Genomic DNA, 20,833 nt, shown 5'->3' with positions numbered 1-20,833 from the left:
ATACTGGATACAGACCCAGTAGCAGCAGGTGATCTTCCATGTGTTCACTCGGCCCCGAATTCATCGACATCGGGACAGAGATGGTGTTGGAATCCCATCAGCTATGGAAGGCAATCCCGATAGGCAGTTTGGTTCAGATTGAAGCCGATCTGATCGACCACAATCATAAAGTACTGACCCGAGGTCGCCTTTATGAGGTTCTTGCCAAGACTGATCAATCTCCATGTCACCAGATGTTCGTGGTGCAGTCGGAACTTACTCGAGAGTTGGTAGAACTGCACCCCGGACTGATTTGTAACTATCTGGACAGCCCTGTGGAAGTGTACAGGGCTTAGCCAAGCAGAGTCCCATATCACAGTACTGGCAGCCGAGAAAAATTCGATCGAGCTACTCAAGCAGATCGATGGGTTGCTTAGTTGTGTGGCGCGCATAAAAGAGCAAATGATTCATAGAAGAGGATGATGCAAGCAGTCCTGGGTGAGCTTGAACCTTATTGTCCGTTATCAAATTTAACATAATATACATTATACGAATATAGGTATAGGCGCTTCAGCGCCATTTATCAGAAGCAAGACACGTGTCAGTTCCGATTTAAAAGTGAATTAGTTCACACCAAATCGGAATTCGTAGAATGTGCTGTAGCCCTGATAGCCAGAGGCTTTGGCTATCATTGGGTCATTTCAGCTTTGAGGTCGATTCCGGTTTCGGGCTGAATTCTGCTTCATGGGTCTACACAGGCATATGCACGAAACCAGCGGTAAACGCAGATTGAACATACGAATTGTGATGCGCATATACAGGTATGCCGATAAATCACGTTATCGGCACTGAGACTGTACACTGACATTTTTTAAAAACTTGATTTCCCATAGTGTTGGCAGACTATAATCAGGTCAAAGAGCTCTCATTTGATAGCAAAGTCGAAAAGGCAAAAAATACCTAGGGAGTTCATGTTCCAGTAGTATGGTGTACAACGCCCTCCAAGGGATTGGTCAACACGACAAGGAAATATCTTTCCCATACAGCTCACGCTCCTTGATGCAAACTGACTTACCGAGAGCCATTTTTTCTAGCATCACGGATTAAGACCACTTTCCCATCCCATTGGATTTCAAAGAGGCCAATTGCCTCTACTAAATCACTTAGTTTCTTGTAACCATAGTTACGAGGATCAAAGTCAGGACTGGCCTTTGCAATGTAGTTACCTACAAAACCAAGGTGGGCCCAACCATTGTCATCAGACGCAGCGTCAATGCCAGTGCGAATCATTAGAAGAAGCTTCGTGTTCCCACGTAACTCTGACCTGCCCCCAACATTTAATCCAACCGGCTTCTAGTAATGTTGTTGGTTGTTGAGTCTATTTCCTGCTTCCGGAACGCAGATGCGAACTCCAACGGGGTCTGGTAGCCCAGTGATGAGTGCGGTCGTTGTTCATTATAATCGACTCGCCATTCACTGATGAGCCGCCGGGCCTGAGCCAAATCCCCAAACCAGTGCTCATTCAGACATTCATCCCGGAACTTGCCATTAAAGCTTTCGATATACCCGTTTTGCATCGGCTTTCCAGGCTGTATCAGCATCAGTTCCACCTTATTCTCATAGGCCCACTGATCCAGTGCTTTACCAGTAAACTCCGGCCCTTGGTCCGTTCTGACAGCGCTCGGATAGCCTCTGAACGCCGCTATAGCATCGAGTGAGCGACAGACCTGTTCACCTGATATGCCCAGTGCAACCGGTATGTCCAGGCACTCTTTCGTGAAGTCATCCACGATTGTCAGACACTTAATGCGTCGGCCATTCGAGAGTGAATCCATGACAAAATCCATAGACCAGGTCTGGTTGGGTCGATCGGGCAGCGTCAGTGGCTGACGTTCCAGCATTATGCCTTTGCGGCGTTTACGCTTGCGAACGGCTAACCCAGCCTGCCGGTATAACCGATAGACCTTCTTGTGGTTCACTTCGATGCCTTCCCGACGCAAGAGCTGATGGACGCGCCGATAGCCAAATCGGCGCCGCTCCAACGCGAGCTCCCGGATCCGTTCGGCTAACGCATCATTCTCGGCGGAGTAGCGAGGCTCATAGCGCTGTGTGGCGCGGCATAACCCGACGAGTGAACAGGCCCTGCGTTCCGATATTGCTGTTTCAGATCGCATCGTGTGCACGGCCTCGCGCTTGTTCCCGACGGTTAATACTTTCGGTTCAACGCCGCCTTCAAGGCCTCGGTATCGAGCATCGACTCCGCCAGAAGCTTCTTCAGTCGAGCATTCTCATCTTCTAGCGCCTTCAGCCGGCGGGCCTCTGAAACCTCCATGCCACCGTACTTTTTACGCCACGTATAAAACGTGGCGTCGGAGATACTGTACTTCCGACACAGCTCTTTGACTGGCAGGCCTGCTTCCGCTTCTTTCAGGATCGGGATGATCTGTTCTTCAGTGAATCGCTTCTTCATGTTCATCTTCCTTCTCTGTGATGAACATTACTAAGAGCTTGCTGGTTTAGAAAGTGGGGAGCAGGTCAACTCCTTTGATGTCTGTTTAGATAGTGCTGCTTCCGATGAAACCTCTTCGTTATCTGAGCCTGAGTGTTGAGGCGTAAATACCTCGGTGTAAATGAAACGATCACACGCGGCGACGAACGGCTTTGGTGTTTTCATCTCACCAAAGCCGTAAACAACCTTACCTGCTTCCCTTAGCCGGGAGGCTAAACGGGTAAAGTCACTATCACTGGATACAATGCAGAATCCTTTGAACGGCCCCGTGTACAGTAAGTCCATGGCGTCGATGATCATCGCGCTATCGGTCGCGTTTTTACCAGTCGTGTAGCGAAACTGTTGGATGGGTTGAATCGAATGCTCCAGGAGAACCAACTTCCAACCATTGAGGTTTGGTATTGTCCAATCCCCATAGATGCGCTTGACGCTTGCTACCCCCAGTTTTGCGATTTCGCTCAGCAGGCCATCGACTATGTTGGGGTTCGCATTGTCAGCATCAATCAATACAGCTAGAGGGTTTTCAGTTTCTGCTACTTTAAGTGTGCCATTAGCCATCACTTATCTCATCCTTGAAATTGAATCAGCCCAACGAGATACCATTGGTGCATGAGGGTCAGTCGTCCCTTCAGCTTTGTTAAGTGTCGAATTGGTGCTCTATGCACACCGAACATGGGACAGTCGTCTTTATACCCTGAAGTGAGTAAGCCAGGTATAACCAACGACAATACCATCGTTAAATTCCAACTTTAGAGCTTGCTAAAAAACTCGTCGATATCGCCTTTACTTTCCATTGGAATCAGCATATTGCGGGAGAGCGTACGCTTCCGCTCCAGCAGGTCATGCAGAATCGCGTCAAAGCTACCATCACCGTAAAGTGGATGTATTGCCCTTGGAATGTACACGTTGACCTCTCTCTCCTGCCCTATTCGATAAGCTCGGTCGGTACATTGATCCTCGACAGCCGGATTCCACCAACGGGAAAGGTGTATGACGTGCGTTGCAGCCGTAATAGTCAGTCCTACCCCCCCCGCTTTTGGGGACAACAACATAACTCCAAAGACATCTTTGCGTTCTTGAAAGCGATCAACGAGGCGCTTGCGTTCGGCGGATGGGGTCTCCCCATAAATCCTAGGTGGAAGACGTTTGAGCTTGTACCGCTGCTTGATCACAAACGATAGCCATTCCTGCATCGAAAGGGACTCAACAAAGATGAGCACTTTTTCATTTCTTGAAGCAACTTGGTCGAGGATCTTGAACACCGTACGAAGCCTGGCTGATTCAGCGATGTAATTATCAGCTTCGTTACTAGCAGCACTGTCAGGCGCATGAGGATGCAATGAAATGCCGCGCATATGGTGTAGTAGTTTAAGACCTTTCGCTACCTCTTCTCTTTTTACTTGCTTGATTAACGTGTCGTAGCATTCCGCCTGGTATCCGTGCATCGGTTCATCAAGTACATGCTGGGTTTTGGCTGGCAAGTCGGCCAAGATGTCGAGCTTTAACCTTCGTAGCATTGGGGCTGGTGTTTCTGTAGCTCGGTCCATCAAAGTGGCTCGTAGCTTACCAAGTGCTTCATGATCATCCTCAGGGTAATCGCTCATAAACGACTTCAAATCACCCATTAACCCTGGAAACAGCGTATCCAAAATGCACCAAAGATCTGCAAGACTGTTTTCGACTGGGGTACCCGTCAAGCCTAGTGTGAAGTCTGCATTTAGCGATTTTGAGGCATTAGTCGTCAGGGATTTCGGGTTTTTGACCCTTTGAATCTCGTCGAATACGACGCAGGCTAGTGGTAACATCCCTAACGAGATTTGATAGTCACGCAGCGTTTCGTAAGTGGTCAGGAGCCAGTCGCAAGATGCCAACGAGGCAAGCTTAAGCGTGTTTGTTCCTTCCTTTACGTCATTACTACCCTTCATCCCCTTGAACATCTTCAGTTCTTTGCCGAAAAGTAATCCTGGTTCACCAAGACCTGGCTCGTGTAGATGCATCGTCTCTTCGTCAAGCCAGTTATTAAGAAGACTAGTCGGTGCAACGATCAAGACAGGCTGCCTCGGTAGGCCTAACTGTTGACGCTTCTGCTGCAACCAAGAAATGAAGCCCAAGGTTTGGAATGTCTTACCCAACCCCATATCATCAGCTAATAAAGCTCCTGGAAACCCTTTGCACCAGCACTCTTGAAGCCAGCCTATACCCTCAACCTGGTGAGGTTTCGGTGGATTTTTCAGTAATTGAGGTATTTCGGGTGTTAAAAACGCGCAACGGTCCGCATAACTCTTCAGATATGAAACTTCTTCGACGTTTTCTTCTACGATGAGGACATGTTTGAGGGGCTTATGATCCGGTTCATCAGGCAGGACTTCCGGTTCGTCTAGTATGCCTGCTGCTGAAACCTCTGTTGTCCTGCGCTGAAGCTCAGCCCGGAGGGACTCCAAGGCTAATCTCGTGTCTTCAGAGGCTGGAACGGTGGTTCCATCAGGGAATACAGCTTCTGGCTGTTGGTTGGTTATAGCTTGATTAACCGACGCCAGGCAGTGATCTAAGTCTTTCTCGTCAACCTTAAAAAGCTTATCGCCGATTTTCAGTCCAAAACTTTCGGGTAACCAGCTATTCGGTTGACGTTGCAGCCAGGGAATAGCCTTGGGTACCCAAAGCCCTAACTCTCGTACTCGGTCAGAGAACCCTGTAGTTTCAACAAATAACTTCTCTAAAGCTTCGGTCAGTTCTGGATCATCAGCATTCTCGCCTAACAGTCGATCCTTAACGTATCCAGAGGGATTTTTTGCGAAATTTCGGCGGCTGGCAGCATCAGCCTGCTGTTGCTCTCTTACTATCTCGAGAGCCGGCCGTAACGATGGGTCAATGTAGAGATAGGTCCCGCGTTCAATTACATAGCTCGGTTTTGCCTTGTCGCTCTGCTTAAACAAACTGCTGGCAAACCGCTCCTGTTGCTTTTCGGTCAGCAGATGTGATGTGTCGCTAATCTGTTCACCCGTAATCTCTGCCTCTTCTATAACCTCTTGCCCAAAGAGCAGCGGATCGAAAGTAATCCCATCAGACCCGGGCTTTAAGTCCAGCCCAAACGCTGTAGCATGACTAATGCGCAAGTCTTTAAGTGTTTTTTCCAGATGTACAATGTCTCGCGCCTCACCATGGAAAAGCGCCGACATTCCCGCCAATGCTTCTAGACGGTCATCAACCGACTTTGCATCTGCTGTATTGAACTGCTCGATAGCATCTAAAGACGAAAACAGGGGCTCAGGTATACGGTAATGGGCGGGGCCGACTTCCAAAATCGCACCCACCTTCTCTGCCTGCACCTGACGCCCAGACGAATACCAGCGAGCTTTGATGTGAGTCGTTGGCTCAAGAAGAGGGCCGTTTGTCTCAATCCTAAGTTGGAAAGGAACTGACGAGGGTAGCCCTAAGGATAAAGCCTGAGCTTCGGTAAATTCAGCAACAATAGCGTGCGGAATAAAGTACCCATCACCGTCTGGCAGAACGGTGACGGCTTTCTCCTCATCAAGCGTTTTATCGGTGTGATCCACCGTTAAAGCGGCAAGCTTGGCAAGTCCACTGAGCGAATGTAGATCGTCGCAAATGTCCCACTTTTCGACATTGAGCCTTTCCGACACTTGCTTCAAAAGCAGCGTTCTTTTTTGCTCAGTGAGGTAAAGGTAGATACCTCCGGGCGCAGGGTCGTACTTCAGTTCATGTTTGGCCATGGTAAGTCGTTCTTAAATCGCTATTATTTTTTGGCGGAGCATTGCTTGCAGAAAACTGTCAGCTGCCCGGGCCTTTTTCGGGACAAATAAAACTCAGATGCAGGCTTAGTTTTGCCACACGATTTACAGGTGCCAGTAGTAGGCCCCCCGGAGATCGCCCCCCTATTGCCTGTCCGTCCTGAGGTGGTGCTGGGTACAGCATGATACTGAGCCGCCGAGGTCCGGTTCGTACTGGCAGAAGGCTTTTTGGACCCGGGATGCGTGGAGGTTTTAACCGCACCGTGTTTTATACCTGTTCGGGCTTGTATGAAGGCCGCAACCTTATTCTTCCAGCTACCATGTTGATCATGCCTGTGCTCATCTTGTGGTGGGTTACCTGCTGAGCCTCTCAATACTTCAGATTTATAAACAGAACGGTAGAAAGGCGGACTACCAGTACCCACCCTGTCCCACAGACGAACCATACCATTGTGGGTCCACTCGGCGATCACAACACTATCAATCCGCATGAGTAAAACAGAGTGATTAGCTTGAATCTGCCCTGCACCTTTTACTAACTGTGCAAAGGTCCCGGCCACAAAATCACTATCAAAACGAATCAGATCTGTCGCCTGCTGGTAGGCATTGGGTCCAAAAGCCACCCACGCTTCATCGACCAGATCGTTGTCCAGATAGTAATTCCAGAAGTCGTGTCTGGAGTCCCAGTGGTGGTCATCCGCCGTTTTATTTAGCACCTCGATCAACAAGCCCATGGCTTGCTTCGTAAGCCAACGTTTTAATAGCTCGACCAACTCAGTTGGAACCTGGCCCCACTTACCCGGGTTTACTCGAGGATCAGAGTATGCAGTCAACAAGAAATGCTGGATACGCCGCGTCAGTTGTTGGCTAACCCCTCCATCTAGGCAGGGCGTCAGTAAGGCACGGACTATCTTTACCTGGTTCTTGCTACCCAAAAACAAGAGTTTGTCTTGTGGTGCCAAGTAAAACAGAAAGCGGGCTAATAGCTCCTCTGCCTTTGCTTCAGTTAGCCACTCTCCTTGGCTCAACTCGTCACATATCGCGCTCAGTACGCATGCGCCGATACCATTTGTGTAGAGTGACCCAGTAACCCCAGCCTCATGCAATTGACGATCGAAATTTACGTCAACCGCCTTAAAGGAATAAACAAGCGACCGGCAGGGGGATTCATCAAGCAGCCCATAGTCTTCGCAACGCTGGCGCCAGCGTTCTGGCAGTTCGTCGCTATGTCTTTTGAGGAAACGTCTAATGGCACCGGTCCAGACATAGTCCAAGTCTGCGATTTGCAGATAACCATTCAATAGCGCTCTCAAAAGCGATCTCTTTGCGCGTTTTTCAACTTCTCCAAGAAGATTTTGAACCGCCCCTTTTGCTTCGCTAATGTCACAAAAACTGGCTAAGCCTGCAACACAGAACAGGCGAAGGGTCCGCTGTGGAATTCGGCTGGTCTGCCCCTCTGATACAAGAGATGCAGTCTCCTTGATGAGTTGATCAGGAATAGAAACACTCGTAGACTGCACATCAAGATCTCTCTCGAGCTTGATGGAGGCCTGCTTCAACCTGCTTTTCGATGGCAGGTGAATTGAGAAGCGTATCGATGGATCGAAAGTGTCTAACAGTTCTTTTACGCTCATTGCAGACGCTCTATCCTTGATTGCAGGCTAGCCCGGGCTGCTTCATCCTTTGGTAGATACATCACAAAACGCAAATCTATGCGGCGGTTCGCTGCTTTCGCAGCGGTTGAATATCCCTCTTTAATCGGGCGCTGCGAGCCGTACGCGGCGGTACTTAATGCCTGCTGGTCAAACGGGTTTACGATCTTCGTGAGTGATGGTGTAAAAGAGACCATCTGGGCATAGGTATTCGTTGCTCTTCGAGCACTCAGCTCTAAATTGTTGCGACTACCGTCTTTAAGCGTACCGCGTAGGCGGTCTGAATCAGAGTGTCCTTCTACATACACGGCTTCTATGAAGACCTGGTCCGGGTTGCAGGATTCGAAATCTTCAGGGAGTGATGGTTTTAGCCCCTCTTCTTTGTGAAGGCCGTAACACCTGATGCTATCGTACAGTGCCCCTGATAACTGATTAATGAGTTCAACGGCACCTACCCGCTCACTCAGGTTCGAGCTTGTCTGGTTAAACAGCCCGTCCCCTTCGAGCCTGATGACACCCACTTCCAAGTCTACATTGACCTTAATGCCCTGCTGCTCGAGCTTCTGCGAAATTGACTGAATGATTTCACTTCGTTTGTTATTTGCCGCTGCGGCATAGAGCTCCCAGGATTTTCGCTTAAGCTTTTCTATCTCTTCCTTTAGAAGGGCTATCTCTTTGTCTTTCCGCTCGACAATTCTTTCGTGCGCAGTTCGTGAGATAACGTCATTATTCTCGACCGTCTTTTGCAGCTCCATAACGAAATAAGACACGATAATGATGAAGACGAACAACACCCCCACCATCATGTCAGTCATCGAAATGAAGTAGTTGCCATCGTGCCCCTGCTGATCCATATCTACACACTCACTCAGTGACGAGGCCGCTGCGATTCACTCAGCTCTTCGACAAGTTCGCTGACTTCAAGAACGAATCCGCTGAGTTTGCCGACGCTTTCCGATAGATTGGTGTCGAGCTCGCTCGCAAAGGAACTGAGTTGGCTCAAACTATCACTTAGGTGTTTAGATACTTGGCGGAAAGCATTCTCCAGTTCAGTATCTACGTTTGTCAGGTGTTGGCCATTACGTTCCCATGCAGACTGAAGAGCGGCGACAGAGCCGGCCATGATTTTAATGTGCTCCTCCATTGCTGCTGATGCGGTACGTGTTTCGTTTAGTGTTGACTCTATTAGTCCAGACATCTGAGTCATGGATTGGTCCAGTTGGCGTGAAGCCTGGGTTAATGGGGCTGATGCCTCTTGTACTGCTCGCGCAGACTGCTGGAAGTTAAGACCAGATCGCCCTATTTGCTCATTTACATTAGAAATAGCACCAACCTGCTGCGCCAACTGACCTGAAATCGTTTCGAAACGTGTCGATATCTCGTTGAGGTGGGTGCGCCAGCCATTAATACTGGTGGTCAAACCTTCACTGGTATCATTGAGCTGCTGCTGTAATGAAGCAAATGAACTGGTAAACGAATTTTGTGCTGTCTTTGTCGCGGTGGTGACTCTTCCCTCAATGACATCACCAAGTGACCGCAAAGCGTTTTCAACCGTTTCAGACGTGCCCTTAACACTCCCCTTAATAGATTCACTTAGCTCAGTGCCTGAACGCTCTATGAGTTCTTCCACTGAACGCGACACCTTTGTGCTCATGTCGTTCAGGGCCTGGGTCATGGCGTGCATCTGCTCAACGCTAGCCTGCTGCTGGGCCCGCATTTCCGAAATCACCTCCTTGAGTCCAGAAGATGCCTCACCTGCGTCAGTTTTGAATTGATCGCCTGCCTGAGAAGTGGTTTCCTTCAGTTGCTTAGCAACCTCCATCATGGTCGAGTTGATACCAGCTATTGCTTGCTCGAGCCCAGTTGTTAGATTGTTTCCACCGCCGCTCAACTGTGATGCCGTTGACTCGAGTGTTTTTACTAACGCTTCCAGTTGGATGGTGACACTATTCATCGCTTCGCCGCTGGAGCCGGTTATCTTATTGGCAAAGCTATCTGTCATTTTCTCAATAGCAGAGAGGTTCTCGTTACCGAGTTTATCGGTCACTTTTGTAAGCTCTTCTGTAATGGGCTGCATCGTTTCCCCCAGTGAACTTGAAAGCATTGGGGGAAGCTCTGAGATTGCATCGCTGATTCGGTTACCGAGCGCAACGGTGATCTCGGTAGACATCTCTTCGAGACGTCGGGTCTGACGTTGGGAGTGACCATATTGGTCGACAGCAATCCGTTCATGGTTAGCGTAGAGCAGCCGTTCCTCTAACAAGTCACAAATGATATGTAGGCTCTTACGTATGCTGGCGCTAAAACCAGAAACAGCTGCGCCCACCAGAATCGAAGTAAGCAGGCCGCCCACGGATGCCCAGAATTTAGTTCCGGCTATTTCGAGAAGGCTTTTGAGTGCTTTTTGCAGCTCATCTGCATTTGCGTTCGCAAAGGCAGCGCCAGTCTCTGTGAGTGCGGCAACCAACCCTAGAAAAGTGAAAAGCAACCCGAGTCCGACAAAGGTATGCGGCTGAATAAGTGGCCGAAGCTGAAAATGGTGTATGGCTGTAGTGGAAAAATAGTCACTCGGGCGTTTGGTATTGCGGTAGACACGGTAGTTGGGATCATCAATGTCGTCTAAAGGGGGGATCAGGGTCTCTTCGAACTCCATCCAGGCATGGCGGACCCCTGGAATCTCAACGACTTTGCTCCGATAGGTTTCGTAGCCTTCCGTAAAGCTATGAGTGTCATTGCTCTCGCTAACAATCCCTTTGAACTGAGTTAATGCATTCCGGATGCGCCTGTAACGGGTAAACATCCAAAGAATGACAAGAACTCCGAGGCCGATAAGCGCAAAGGCTAGAAACAGACCAATATTCTCGAGGTGGAAAAAGCTAATTAGTGTGTCGTTAAAAATAGACATCTAAATTCTCAATGCAGTTAGTACGATTACTAGCCGTCAGTCGATCCAATCAACAGCTGACACAATGCCCCAATTACCCTTTTCATTAGGGCGCCGCCAACGTGCAATGGGCATCTCTCTTAGGTAGGCGAGTGCCTCGTGAAAGTCAGTGAAGCGCTTCTCGTCCCCTTTGTCTCCCACGGTATACACCCCATTTCTGGCACATTCTTCTGGGCAAAAGACGGTACCATCTCTCGATATCGGTACTAGAAGGTTTGCAGCTATAGAAGGTTGGTTGCTTTCTTCCAAGGTAGAGAAATCCATTTGTTGATTGAGCATACTAGCAATGGTTTTCTTGGCATTAACATCAAGCTCGGCCCAAATGACCGAGCCGTTTTTGTGAACGTAAGGCACGGGTGTTGGTAATTTGATCACCTCGCTCAAATGCCAAGCGTGAAACCACTTGTAATCGGGTGCGCGATAAATATCAGGCGGAATGCAGTGCAAAACCCGCGTGTTGCTCAATTGAGCCTGGCTTAATGGTCCCTGGCTTGCGGATAACTCGGCGACCGCGCACACCTGCTTGCTCCCTTTACGAATCAGGGCGATGGGCCCTCGACGGTGTGTATCTGTCGCCCTCATTTCCCAAGACTTTTGTCCGTCTAGAATCAAATCAATCCATGGTTGATCAATAATTAACCCATGGGTTACATCGCCAATTTCCATTGTTACTTCCTGTGCTGCTTAGCCCACGTGTTCAAACATGCTTAGGGCTAGATGTCTGTTATAACGGGGTAGAATGGCTCACCCCAAGCCTCATGCGGGTTATCCATCATGAGATCCAGAATGATTGGCACCGTTTTGCTTAAAAGGGCTTTACAGTCACGGACCTGCTGACGATTGACACTGCTTTGCCATGTTGCCCCGCCGTGCACGATTTGGTTCCTAAGCGTATAGATACGCCTGAAAACGATAGAAATAACCTGCCCAGTATCTTGCCTGGTTAGGCCTTGAGTCGCCCTAGCCTTGGACTGTCTGAACATGGACTCCCAATGCGCTTCATCTATCCTCCCATTTTGATAGTCCCAAAAGGGCTGAAAAATGAACTGGTTATTCAGAAGGCTTCGAATAGTGCTGGAGAATTGGCTCCATACCAAATCGTACAACTGGTTAGTGTGGTCTTGTGCAACTAACAGATCGAAGAAACTTTCAAACATTCCGCGTTCAGTCGTGCGATAAAGCTCATCAACATCAGCGGCATAAGCAGCATTGAAGGCAATCCAGAGAAAAATAAAGTGAGCATCAGGGTCGTCGTTTGAAAGCTCGGCCTTTTGCAACCAGCTTAAAGATCTATGGATGCGTAGCGAAAGATCCGAAGGGAAGCTATCTCTGAGACTGCGGTGTTTAGCTTTGAGCGTTGAATAATCCATCAAAAGGCATCCGTAGCAAATTTATACTTCTGAGGGTACTTTTGCTGCCGTCGACGATGCATTCCTAGCACGTCCCTTATCGACGACTAAATTGTAACGCGAGTTCTCTTTCAGCGCGATAGCTGAACATCGCACGCTTTTACGCAGAGCTAACGACCAGTTCAAGCTATCGTGAGCAATACGCATAACGACAATGGTTGTTAGTGCAATCATCAGATTTTAGTGCAAATTCAGCGTCGCAGTCCCCTCAGGCAAAATCGAGACTGGTTCGAGGACACAGTCTGTGTCATAACACGGCTTAAACGGCTAAGATTACAGCCATCTACGTTAAGGAAAGATGGTAATCATGGATTCAAGGACGCCTACTCCACCTCGCACTTCGCTCTCATCTTTACTCTTGAACGCCGACTGGCGCATCAGTCGTGCTATCTATTGGGTGTTTACGTGGCTCTGCCTGGTAGGCTTAATGGCACTGGGCGTTCATGCTTTAGCCTCATGTGACCTGCTCCCCACTTTCTAAACCAGCAAGCTCTTAGTAATGTTCATCACAGAGAAGGAAGATGAACATGAAGAAGCGATTCACTGAAGAACAGATCATCCCGATCCTGAAAGAAGCGGAAGCAGGCCTGCCAGTCAAAGAGCTGTGTCGGAAGTACAGTATCTCCGACGCCACGTTTTATACGTGGCGTAAAAAGTACGGTGGCATGGAGGTTTCAGAGGCCCGCCGGCTGAAGGCGCTAGAAGATGAGAATGCTCGACTGAAGAAGCTTCTGGCGGAGTCGATGCTCGATACCGAGGCCTTGAAGGCGGCGTTGAACCGAAAGTATTAACCGTCGGGAACAAGCGCGAGGCCGTGCACACGATGCGATCTGAAACAGCAATATCGGAACGCAGGGCCTGTTCACTCGTCGGGTTATGCCGCGCCACACAGCGCTATGAGCCTCGCTACTCCGCCGAGAATGATGCGTTAGCCGAACGGATCCGGGAGCTCGCGTTGGAGCGGCGCCGATTTGGCTATCGGCGCGTCCATCAGCTCTTGCGTCGGGAAGGCATCGAAGTGAACCACAAGAAGGTCTATCGGTTATACCGGCAGGCTGGGTTAGCCGTTCGCAAGCGTAAACGCCGCAAAGGCATAATGCTGGAACGTCAGCCACTGACGCTGCCCGATCGACCCAACCAGACCTGGTCTATGGATTTTGTCATGGATTCACTCTCGAATGGCCGACGCATTAAGTGTCTGACAATCGTGGATGACTTCACGAAAGAGTGCCTGGACATACCGGTTGCACTGGGCATATCAGGTGAACAGGTCTGTCGCTCACTCGATGCTATAGCGGCGTTCAGAGGCTATCCGAGCGCTGTCAGAACGGACCAAGGGCCGGAGTTTACTGGTAAAGCACTGGATCAGTGGGCCTATGAGAATAAGGTGGAACTGATGCTGATACAGCCTGGAAAGCCGATGCAAAACGGGTATATCGAAAGCTTTAATGGCAAGTTCCGGGATGAATGTCTGAATGAGCACTGGTTTGGGGATTTGGCTCAGGCCCGGCGGCTCATCAGTGAATGGCGAGTCGATTATAATGAACAACGACCGCACTCATCACTGGGCTACCAGACCCCGTTGGAGTTCGCATCTGCGTTCCGGAAGCAGGAAATAGACTCAACAACCAACAACATTACTAGAAGCCGGTTGGATTAAATGTTGGGGGCAGGTCACATGCTACGAGGGAATTTTTGAATACCAAGATGCGTGGTATGACCTGTCCCTCGTTGAATGGTCATTTTTTGGCCTCGCTATCTTACTTGTTGTTCGCCTGATCAAGCTAACTCACCTCAGTGGCGCCTGCTGGTCGTACAGCCTGAATTCCCTGTTAAAAATATTAGGGCTTTTTGTGGTGATCAAAATGCTTCTGTTGGCCGTTGCAGCAATGGCCGATGAGGCTAAATCCATAGGTGCGTTGCAGCTCTATTTCCAACTCGATCAGCTCTACGGTGCCACCTTCTGGCTTGCTGTGGTTAGCCTGTCTTTGTACATGGCTGCCCCGCCCGTTAAGCCCACGCATCAAACAGCCGATGTGAACATGAGTGATGCTGCTGAGGATGTCATATCCGAGGCCAATCATGATGTTGATAATGTGAGGCACGAGCCTGTTTTGCCAGAACCTTCCGAACTCAACGTACTGGCCGCCCCTACAAACCAGAATCAAAACAAGGACGCCTCATGAACAGGAATGTCGCTATCGTCACACTGTTTGTGGCGGCTTTTACATGCCAAATGGCAGCAGCTGAATCACGTTTTTCGCTCATTGAGAGCTGCGGAGAGTTGGTCAGCATTTATAAATCACGAAACGAAAAGCGTTTGCTGGCCGCACAAACAACATCGCTGGCTGAAAGCCTGCGCGCCGGATATTGCATTGGGGTTTTGCAAGAAAATGCCCGACAGCGAAGGTACTGCCAACGTAACTGGTTTGAGCGTGCCACCCTTATCGCTCAGATGAAGGACTGGAAAGGCTTTTCTGAAGAGGAACTCTTGGAGCGTAGCTGTGAAGGATAGCTCTACGCCTTTACAGCTGGCAGATGCAATACATAACCTTTTTGGTATCAAGCTCTCCAGGCATAAACGCTTCAAGGAGCAGATGGAGTCGCTGATGCGCAGCGGTCTCATTGAATACACTGAAGTACCAATTGAGTACACGGTGAAACCGCGCAGTCATAAATACATTGCGCGAGACCAGCTCACCAAGCTTCACAATGCCGTCTTGCTGCATGCTTTCTTTCCGATGCCTAAAGTCATCAAAGGTATTTTCACCGACCCTAGTGCACGTCTGGAGCATGCAAAGATCGCGTCACTATTACTTACTGATCGGAACTCGGTCGCTGGCATCGGGCTGTTGAGGCAGGAGGTACTGCGTTTCCTGGACGTCTTGGCATCAGATGCCGACTTATCAATCCACACACTGCCGAACCCTTTTCAAGAGCTTCCCCAGCTTTCATTCAATGGTGTGAGTAATGTTATGCAAGCGTTGCTGCTTCAGAGCGCAAGCCTGTCAAACGCCGACAGCATGATTGCCCACTACCTGAGCGATGACCTTGAAAAAGCCTATGCTTTCGCGGTTGATGTCGAATCCAACAACGAAATCGTCAACATCTATAAGCAGCGCATCCTCCAAGCATACACCGCCGCGTCAGAGTTCGATCAATTATTGGATCAGATAATCGATCATTAATGCTTTTTAGTGCATTGCACTTAGCCAGACTGGCTCCATACACACAAGGAGCCTTTTATGGATACCGTTCAGACACTTTTATTCTCTACCCGCTACCCTATTCCTGCCTGCCATCAACAACGTGCGTGCGCCATAGAACGAGCCATCGCACACGGCACCCCCTTCACCCAGCTTGGGGGCCAACGTATTGCAGCCTGCCCAGAGCTCATTCGATTTCGTTTGGGCCGACAGTGGCGCCTCATCTTCCGTGATGCCCAGGGCCAACTTATTCCCCATCGTTTGATCTCGCGACAGGCCTTCGAGGCCGAACTGAAACGAAGGCGCTAATCCAGCGCACCCATTAATAGTCTGGAGACAAACATTATGAGTACTGTTACTTACCAACCGAAAACGGTGGATACACTACACCCTCTGGTCGCGGCGACTGACTTTGAGCGCCTGAAATATAAACATACTGCCAGTCATGAGGCTGAGATGACCCCGGAGGAATGGGATCTTGCGCAACGGGAGTATCAGCGTTTCCTCTCATTGAAACTGCTGTATCCCCAGGAAGTCTTAGTCCCAACCAAGCAAGTGGACACTATTTGGCATGCCCATATCCTGGATACACGTGCCTACCGTATGGACTGCGAACGTCTTTTTGGACGCTTCATTGACCACTATCCGTACTTCGGAATTTACGGTGACGACGACTACCAGGCGCTGCAAACCGCATTTGCCAAAACCTGTGAACTGTACACTCGCCATTTTGGTGAGTTACCTGACGAAATGGAGCATCAGGCGACCCGTTGCGCAGAACATGCGTGCCATGTACCCAGTTCATGTGCATGCCGTGTGCCCGGCGCCTGCAAATAATCTAGGAGAGAAAATCATGACCAAGAAGATTCGCCCCCAGGATAACTCAGCGAATATCAACAACCCCAACAAAGGCAGCTCTGGCACGAATCGCCAATATGACCAGAGCCAAGGTAATCGCGGCAAGCAATTGAATCCGAATAAAAAGCCTTAAAGTCCTCAGCAACGCCGGCCCTTCGGGGTCGGTTTTGCACTCATGAACTCCTGTTTACCATTTATCTTATAGCTATTTCTTCCAAGCCATTTACTTACTTTTTGGTACACCACATGGACCATGTGGCTTCTATGAATTGACCATGTCATCCACCATGGATTGCCGTAATGGCCTATCGGAAGCTTTTGCCGGTAGTTTCGTGGATATCTCGCAGGATTACTTGGCAATGAAAGACTGTTACGCTAGTGTCAAATTTGGTGCAGCGGACATGCCCAGAGCATGGCACCGAGCAACCCCTGTGGTCGAGGCAGTGCCCGGTGATGGCTTTCCGAACCAAGCAGCCCCAATGGCTGCTCGGCGGGGCTCCCTGATGGGAGCCTTTGTTATCTCTAGTATGTCTGTGGTAATACCACACCATCATTAAGCATATCTGCTCAGCATCCCAAATGGCGGCTTACTCTACCTTCTCATCAAAGTCCGGCTCATCAGTATCACCCTCTCCTTCACTTTTGTCGGATGGCATCAGCCGATGGAATTTCGTGACATCATCCGGACTATAGCCCTGCGCTAACATGTCGTAGGCCTGAACAAGGAAACGGTAGTGAGTACCGCTGCCTGTGACACGATAGATCGAGTTTCGGGTGTGAACGAGTGCCGAGCTGTTCGGCACCTCATCTTCATTTTGTCACCGGAGATGTCAGCTTGAATCGACCAGGCGGGCGGTTATCAGGCTCACCCCACACCAGCAAATCCACTAGGTGATGGGCTTCATCAAGCAGTTCGATGAGCGCCCAATTATGCAGGGTTTGCTTCACGCACATGCCCTCAACGGATGAATGTGTACCAGCCATTTCAGACGGCTGTTCTGGACGGAGTGAAGTCCCCTTTTCCTTGTCAGGATAGTCGTCAAATCGAGGCCCCTGCACCCTACGACCGTCTGTATAGACTGGCGGCTTGGCGGGCTCCAAAGTACAGGGCCATCGAGTTTATTCTTCTGACACCCGTTTCCGCCTGGCCTGCACAAGCTACTGCAAGTTTCTGAAAGAAATACAAGCTGGCCATCTAACAGCACAAAGACCTAATGGCGGTGGCCTCGAGTACGTAGTGATCAAGGAGAGTACATTTGAGCAATGGTGCCGAGATCAGCGTCAGCAATTTTACCTTTCCAATCCATCGATTCATGGCTTTGCTGTTGAACTCTGGCTCGGGCTACCGTTGAGAGCAGTACATGCTTTATTGAAACAACACATCATCACAATCATGAAGCGCCCATCTGGTCGAGGGGCTCCAGCAATAGAATCAAAAAGTGTCTGTCGATTTGTAGAACGCAACTATAAAGCTCTTCTGCGATAGACCCCGCGAAAGAGCACAGATAGAACAAAGCCTGCGGTTGATCCATAGGCTACCCTCACTACCTATCCCCACCCGCCTCGACTCCGCGTGCTGCGCAATCTCGCCAACAACCAGTCAGTTGACAGCAAAAGCTCCTTTTATATACTGAGTTCAGCCATAAGTTCCCCACATCGTCATGTGCTTCTTGGCATTTATCACTTAATTATAGGTAGTTTTCTGAAAATTCACTCTGAAATCGGAAAAGTAGCCAAAATTTACTTTTCAGCCGGAATAAAGCTGGAACTCAAAAAAGAAAAGCCTTCCTAACCTTTTGATTTCAAAAGACATCGGATTTACTTCTGAATCGGAACCGACACACGTTTCGGTATCGGCGTATTCATGAGGCAACCATCTCATTGCCGATAACCTGATTTATCGGCACCCCCTGGTAACGGTATTTCTGATGATCCAATTTGCGGCCATCCGTAACGGCTTTTGAAGCTCCATTATCCAGATCGGCAACGTATTCATGCTTCACGCTGAATCAAGCATCTATGTTTCGGTACTTCAGTAACTTTGCTGATGGGTCTTATGTCGATTTTAGTGACACAGGTTTTCATTCTGTGCTGCTCTAATCAGGTACCTGCAAGGCTCAATCCTGGCAGCATTTTAATCTTGCGATGCCTGGTACTTATCTTGGGCGTGTTGCAGTCGATCCAACTTCTTGCCGGCAGCGGACTCATGCCGCTCAACCCGACTTGTATGCAAGTAGCGTGATGTCGTATCAATGCTGTCATGTCCAGCATCGGCTTGAACGTGCGACAAGGGCCGCTGATTCAGGTTGATGTCATGCGTAATGCCGGTATGTCGGAGGCTATGCGGTGTCATTTCCCTGATGGCTGCCGCATCCTCATCAAAGCCGTCTTGTTCTGCCGCCAACGAAGCGCGCTCAAACAGTTCATCCAGTAGCTCCCGAATCTGACGGATGCCCAGGTTTGCGTTCTGTATACCAGCATCACGCCCCCTGCCTGCCGCTCGATGTCTGATAAATAACGGAGTTTCATCGCCAGGCGGTGGCAGATCACTCAAACCAAGATGCTTTCGGTAGCGCTTGAGTGCGCGCAATAAATCCTTTGATACCGCCACACTGCGCTGCTTACCGCCCTTACTTCGCGGTATGTGATAACTCCAAATGCCCGTTTGGCCGTCACGCCTGAACTGCCCCATGATCGGTGCGAATCCAGGTCGAGCCGCCACTTCCGATATTCGCAGATAACAGCCATACATCAAACTGACAAGAAATAACGTGCGCTCGTGCAACTGCGGATTATCTTTGGCGAGCTTATGAGCCATCCCCATTACATATGACCATTGCAACTCACTGAATGCCTTGATTTGCTCATACCCTTCACCCTCGGCAAGAAATTGCCCACCCGCTTTAATGGCACCGCTCTTCAGTATTTGTCGTGCCGGATTTCGTTCTGTCAGTTCTTCATCTATAAGGAAGCCGTAATAAGATGACAGGATTGCCAGCTTGGTTCTTAGCGCCTGCTCACTTAATCGATATGGCACCACGAGACCATCCTGCCGACGACCGAGGAAAGGCCTCCATGCCGGGTTGGGATATCGATCGCCCGTTTCCTTATCCGTCTTGAATTGAGCTGAATTGTAATAGGCAATCAACGTCTCCGGTGGATGACGGCAAAACTCCACATACCTGAATAGACTTCTTCGTGTTATATCCAGAGGGCTGCAGTGCTCGATCTCAAAACACCAGTAAAGGAAGGTCGTCAGTTCCGATCGGTAGGTTTTGAAGTTGTTCTCATTGCCACGCTGCTCCAGTAACCAGTCCACGGTGTATTCATAGACCACGGCCGCATCCTTCAGCCTGTGCAGGGTAAGTCCGGTGAGATATTCGTTGACCCGAGCATTTCCGTCCTCAAGCTCATCAACAGTATCAAACAACGGAATGGCAGCTGGTATTTCCATATTTACAATAACTTATGATTTAGTATTAATCCTTTACATTACCATTGTCCTTCCATGAAATGCCAGCACGTACAGCTGATCACCCTTGTCTATACTGATATGAATCTCTAATATATGAGCACAATCTAATAAAGAGTAAGCCTCAATGACAATCGTGAATTTTACTCCACTCCCCGCACTGCTCGGAGGCGCACTGATCGGCCTCTCTGCCGCCTTTCTACTTTATGCAAAAGGCCGAGTTGCGGGCATTTCCGGCATTGCTGGCGGCATCATTTATCCCGAGTCAAATGGTGATATCAGCTGGCGCCTTGTATTCGTACTTGGACTGATTCTAGGCGGCTTCATTTATCAGTTCTCTGGACTGGGTGCCGGTGTTGAGCACATCCAGGCCGTCGTCAGCAAACCCCTGCTGATTGCAGGCGGTTTATTGGTGGGTATAGGTACTCAAATAGGAACGGGCTGCACCAGCGGGCACGGCATTTGTGGACTTGCTCGGCGAAGCCCGCGCTCTCTGGTCGCTACGCTTTGTTTCATGGCAAGCGCAATTGTGACTGTGTACATCACTCGCCACTTGATCGGAGCCTGATATGCCCAATACTCTTCGTCTTCTGGCTGCGCTGTTTGCCGGTACACTATTTGGTCTGGGGTTGTCGGTTGCCCAGATGATTGACCCAGCCAAGGTGCTCAACTTTCTGGATCTGACTGGCAACTGGGACCCTTCCCTTGCGTTTGTCATGGCAGGCGGTCTGATTGTGAATGCAGTCATCACCCCGCTGATTCTAAAACGTGGCCGCCCTCTTCTTGCCGAGCATTTTCGCCTGCCATCCAAGACCGAGATTGATAAGCGCATCGTTATAGGCGGTGCGATTTTTGGCATTGGCTGGGGGTTGGCAGGCTATTGTCCTGGTCCGATGATTACCTCACTGAGCTTTGCGGACAGTGACATCATTACAGTGGTCGCGGCCTTTATCGTCGGCACTTTTGCCAGCCGATGGATTCTCGCACACCGCTCAAGCTGATGCGAAATCCGTACACGAAAAAGGCAGCCTAAGCTGCCTTTTTATTGCCATTAC

Annotated in this window: 20 protein-coding genes; 10 read left to right on the top strand and 10 right to left on the bottom strand. The window is 49.6% G+C overall.

The features are described 5' to 3' along the window. Positions 1-38 precede the first annotated feature (38 nt). Positions 39-335, top strand: a complete 297-nt coding sequence (locus LN244_RS08030; RefSeq protein WP_239042314.1) for a hypothetical protein — start codon at positions 39-41, stop codon at positions 333-335. A gap of 715 nt (positions 336-1,050) precedes the next feature. Here the strand turns inward: LN244_RS08030 and LN244_RS08025 are convergent. The 9 genes from LN244_RS08025 to LN244_RS07985 all read right to left on the bottom strand — a co-directional run bounded on the left by LN244_RS08025 (position 1,051) and on the right by LN244_RS07985 (position 12,203). After that, a complete protein-coding gene (locus LN244_RS08025; RefSeq protein ID WP_239042313.1) occupies positions 1,051-1,269 on the bottom strand; it encodes an OST-HTH/LOTUS domain-containing protein in 219 nt (72 codons plus the stop codon). A 47-nt stretch (positions 1,270-1,316) separates the two neighbouring features. Continuing rightward, a protein-coding gene (locus LN244_RS08020) for an IS3 family transposase (RefSeq protein WP_239042305.1) occupies positions 1,317-2,449 on the bottom strand; the annotation gives its coding sequence in 2 pieces (ribosomal slippage) (positions 1,317-2,191 and positions 2,191-2,449; 1,134 coding nt in all). A 30-nt stretch (positions 2,450-2,479) separates the two neighbouring features. Then, positions 2,480-3,046 (bottom strand): NYN domain-containing protein, encoded by a 567-nt coding sequence (locus LN244_RS08015; protein WP_239042312.1) that lies wholly within the window; start codon positions 3,044-3,046, stop codon positions 2,480-2,482. A 191-nt stretch (positions 3,047-3,237) separates the two neighbouring features. Continuing rightward, entirely contained in the window at positions 3,238-6,219 is a 2,982-nt protein-coding gene (locus LN244_RS08010) for a DEAD/DEAH box helicase (RefSeq protein ID WP_239042311.1), read from the bottom strand. Positions 6,220-6,242: 23 nt separating this feature from the next. Beyond that, the gene (locus LN244_RS08005; RefSeq protein WP_239042310.1) at positions 6,243-7,871 is read right to left on the bottom strand and encodes an EH signature domain-containing protein; all 1,629 of its coding nucleotides are present in this window, start codon (positions 7,869-7,871) and stop codon (positions 6,243-6,245) included. Further along, positions 7,868-8,743, bottom strand: a complete 876-nt coding sequence (locus LN244_RS08000) for a hypothetical protein (RefSeq protein ID WP_239042309.1) — start codon at positions 8,741-8,743, stop codon at positions 7,868-7,870. Before LN244_RS08000 ends, LN244_RS08005 begins: the two co-directional genes overlap by 4 nt. Positions 8,744-8,757: 14 nt before the next feature. Next, entirely contained in the window at positions 8,758-10,794 is a 2,037-nt protein-coding gene (zorA, locus tag LN244_RS07995) for an anti-phage ZorAB system protein ZorA (RefSeq protein WP_239042308.1), read from the bottom strand. Between the two features lie 36 nt (positions 10,795-10,830). Further along, positions 10,831-11,499: an ASCH domain-containing protein gene (locus tag LN244_RS07990; protein WP_239042307.1), complete on the bottom strand. Its 669-nt coding sequence runs from the start codon at positions 11,497-11,499 to the stop codon at positions 10,831-10,833. Between the two features lie 47 nt (positions 11,500-11,546). Next, positions 11,547-12,203, bottom strand: coding sequence for a HEPN domain-containing protein (locus LN244_RS07985; RefSeq protein WP_239042306.1), 657 nt, complete (start codon positions 12,201-12,203; stop codon positions 11,547-11,549). A gap of 566 nt (positions 12,204-12,769) precedes the next feature. Between LN244_RS07985 and LN244_RS07980 the strand changes: the two genes are divergently transcribed. From LN244_RS07980 to LN244_RS07955, 7 genes are all read left to right on the top strand, one after another. Beyond that, positions 12,770-13,902, top strand: a protein-coding gene (locus tag LN244_RS07980; protein WP_239042305.1) for an IS3 family transposase whose coding sequence is annotated in 2 segments (ribosomal slippage) — positions 12,770-13,028 and positions 13,028-13,902 — 1,134 coding nt in all. Because the reading frame shifts where the segments join, the coding sequence is not laid out codon by codon here. A gap of 205 nt (positions 13,903-14,107) precedes the next feature. Next, positions 14,108-14,428, top strand: a complete 321-nt coding sequence (locus tag LN244_RS07975; RefSeq protein WP_239042304.1) for a hypothetical protein — start codon at positions 14,108-14,110, stop codon at positions 14,426-14,428. Further along, the gene (locus LN244_RS07970) at positions 14,425-14,757 is read left to right on the top strand and encodes a hypothetical protein (protein WP_239042303.1); all 333 of its coding nucleotides are present in this window, start codon (positions 14,425-14,427) and stop codon (positions 14,755-14,757) included. The genes LN244_RS07975 and LN244_RS07970 overlap by 4 nt, the downstream gene beginning before the upstream one ends. After that, on the top strand, positions 14,747-15,430 hold the full coding sequence (locus LN244_RS07965) for a hypothetical protein (RefSeq protein ID WP_239042302.1): 684 nt from the start codon (positions 14,747-14,749) through the stop codon (positions 15,428-15,430). The genes LN244_RS07970 and LN244_RS07965 overlap by 11 nt, the downstream gene beginning before the upstream one ends. Positions 15,431-15,487: 57 nt before the next feature. Further along, positions 15,488-15,757 carry a ParE family toxin-like protein gene (locus LN244_RS16505; RefSeq protein WP_425542805.1) on the top strand — a complete coding sequence of 90 codons (270 nt, stop codon included), beginning with the start codon at positions 15,488-15,490 and terminating at the stop codon, positions 15,755-15,757. Positions 15,758-15,793: 36 nt separating this feature from the next. Continuing rightward, positions 15,794-16,285 carry a glycine-rich domain-containing protein gene (locus LN244_RS07960; RefSeq protein ID WP_239042301.1) on the top strand — a complete coding sequence of 164 codons (492 nt, stop codon included), beginning with the start codon at positions 15,794-15,796 and terminating at the stop codon, positions 16,283-16,285. A 16-nt stretch (positions 16,286-16,301) separates the two neighbouring features. Continuing rightward, complete coding sequence (locus LN244_RS07955; protein WP_239042300.1) at positions 16,302-16,439, top strand: alpha-amylase; 138 nt, start codon at positions 16,302-16,304, stop codon at positions 16,437-16,439. Positions 16,440-18,440: 2,001 nt separating this feature from the next. Here LN244_RS07955 and LN244_RS07950 read toward each other — a convergent pair. After that, positions 18,441-19,760, bottom strand: coding sequence for a tyrosine-type recombinase/integrase (locus LN244_RS07950; RefSeq protein WP_239042299.1), 1,320 nt, complete (start codon positions 19,758-19,760; stop codon positions 18,441-18,443). A 145-nt stretch (positions 19,761-19,905) separates the two neighbouring features. Between LN244_RS07950 and LN244_RS07945 the strand changes: the two genes are divergently transcribed. Together LN244_RS07945 and LN244_RS07940 are read left to right on the top strand one after the other, a co-directional pair. Next, positions 19,906-20,346, top strand: a complete 441-nt coding sequence (locus LN244_RS07945; RefSeq protein ID WP_239042298.1) for a YeeE/YedE family protein — start codon at positions 19,906-19,908, stop codon at positions 20,344-20,346. 1 nt (position 20,347) lies between these two features. Continuing rightward, positions 20,348-20,779, top strand: a complete 432-nt coding sequence (locus LN244_RS07940) for a YeeE/YedE family protein (RefSeq protein ID WP_239042297.1) — start codon at positions 20,348-20,350, stop codon at positions 20,777-20,779. Positions 20,780-20,833: the final 54 nt, after the last annotated feature.

Source organism: Marinobacterium sediminicola (genome assembly GCF_022343685.1).
Classification (GTDB): Bacteria; Pseudomonadota; Gammaproteobacteria; order Pseudomonadales; family Balneatricaceae; genus Marinobacterium; species Marinobacterium sediminicola.
The sequence above is the reverse complement of the archived record's forward strand: the minus strand, read 5'-3'. Positions and strand labels throughout refer to the sequence as shown.

Coding starts and splice junctions, on each gene's coding strand:
- LN244_RS08025 (WP_239042313.1), bottom strand. CDS start 1,269: ATGATTCGCACTGGCATTGACGCTGCGTCTGATGACAATGGTTGGGCC.
- LN244_RS08005 (WP_239042310.1), bottom strand. CDS start 7,871: ATGAGCGTAAAAGAACTGTTAGACACTTTCGATCCATCGATACGCTTC.
- LN244_RS08010 (WP_239042311.1), bottom strand. CDS start 6,219: ATGGCCAAACATGAACTGAAGTACGACCCTGCGCCCGGAGGTATCTAC.
- LN244_RS07940 (WP_239042297.1), top strand. CDS start 20,348: ATGCCCAATACTCTTCGTCTTCTGGCTGCGCTGTTTGCCGGTACACTA.
- zorA (WP_239042308.1), bottom strand. CDS start 10,794: ATGTCTATTTTTAACGACACACTAATTAGCTTTTTCCACCTCGAGAAT.
- LN244_RS07955 (WP_239042300.1), top strand. CDS start 16,302: ATGACCAAGAAGATTCGCCCCCAGGATAACTCAGCGAATATCAACAAC.
- LN244_RS08030 (WP_239042314.1), top strand. CDS start 39: ATGTGTTCACTCGGCCCCGAATTCATCGACATCGGGACAGAGATGGTG.
- LN244_RS07960 (WP_239042301.1), top strand. CDS start 15,794: ATGAGTACTGTTACTTACCAACCGAAAACGGTGGATACACTACACCCT.
- LN244_RS07945 (WP_239042298.1), top strand. CDS start 19,906: ATGACAATCGTGAATTTTACTCCACTCCCCGCACTGCTCGGAGGCGCA.
- LN244_RS07985 (WP_239042306.1), bottom strand. CDS start 12,203: ATGGATTATTCAACGCTCAAAGCTAAACACCGCAGTCTCAGAGATAGC.
- LN244_RS07990 (WP_239042307.1), bottom strand. CDS start 11,499: ATGGAAATTGGCGATGTAACCCATGGGTTAATTATTGATCAACCATGG.
- LN244_RS07970 (WP_239042303.1), top strand. CDS start 14,425: ATGAACAGGAATGTCGCTATCGTCACACTGTTTGTGGCGGCTTTTACA.
- LN244_RS16505 (WP_425542805.1), top strand. CDS start 15,488: ATGGATACCGTTCAGACACTTTTATTCTCTACCCGCTACCCTATTCCT.
- LN244_RS08015 (WP_239042312.1), bottom strand. CDS start 3,046: ATGGCTAATGGCACACTTAAAGTAGCAGAAACTGAAAACCCTCTAGCT.
- LN244_RS08000 (WP_239042309.1), bottom strand. CDS start 8,743: ATGGATCAGCAGGGGCACGATGGCAACTACTTCATTTCGATGACTGAC.
- LN244_RS07975 (WP_239042304.1), top strand. CDS start 14,108: ATGCTTCTGTTGGCCGTTGCAGCAATGGCCGATGAGGCTAAATCCATA.
- LN244_RS07950 (WP_239042299.1), bottom strand. CDS start 19,760: ATGGAAATACCAGCTGCCATTCCGTTGTTTGATACTGTTGATGAGCTT.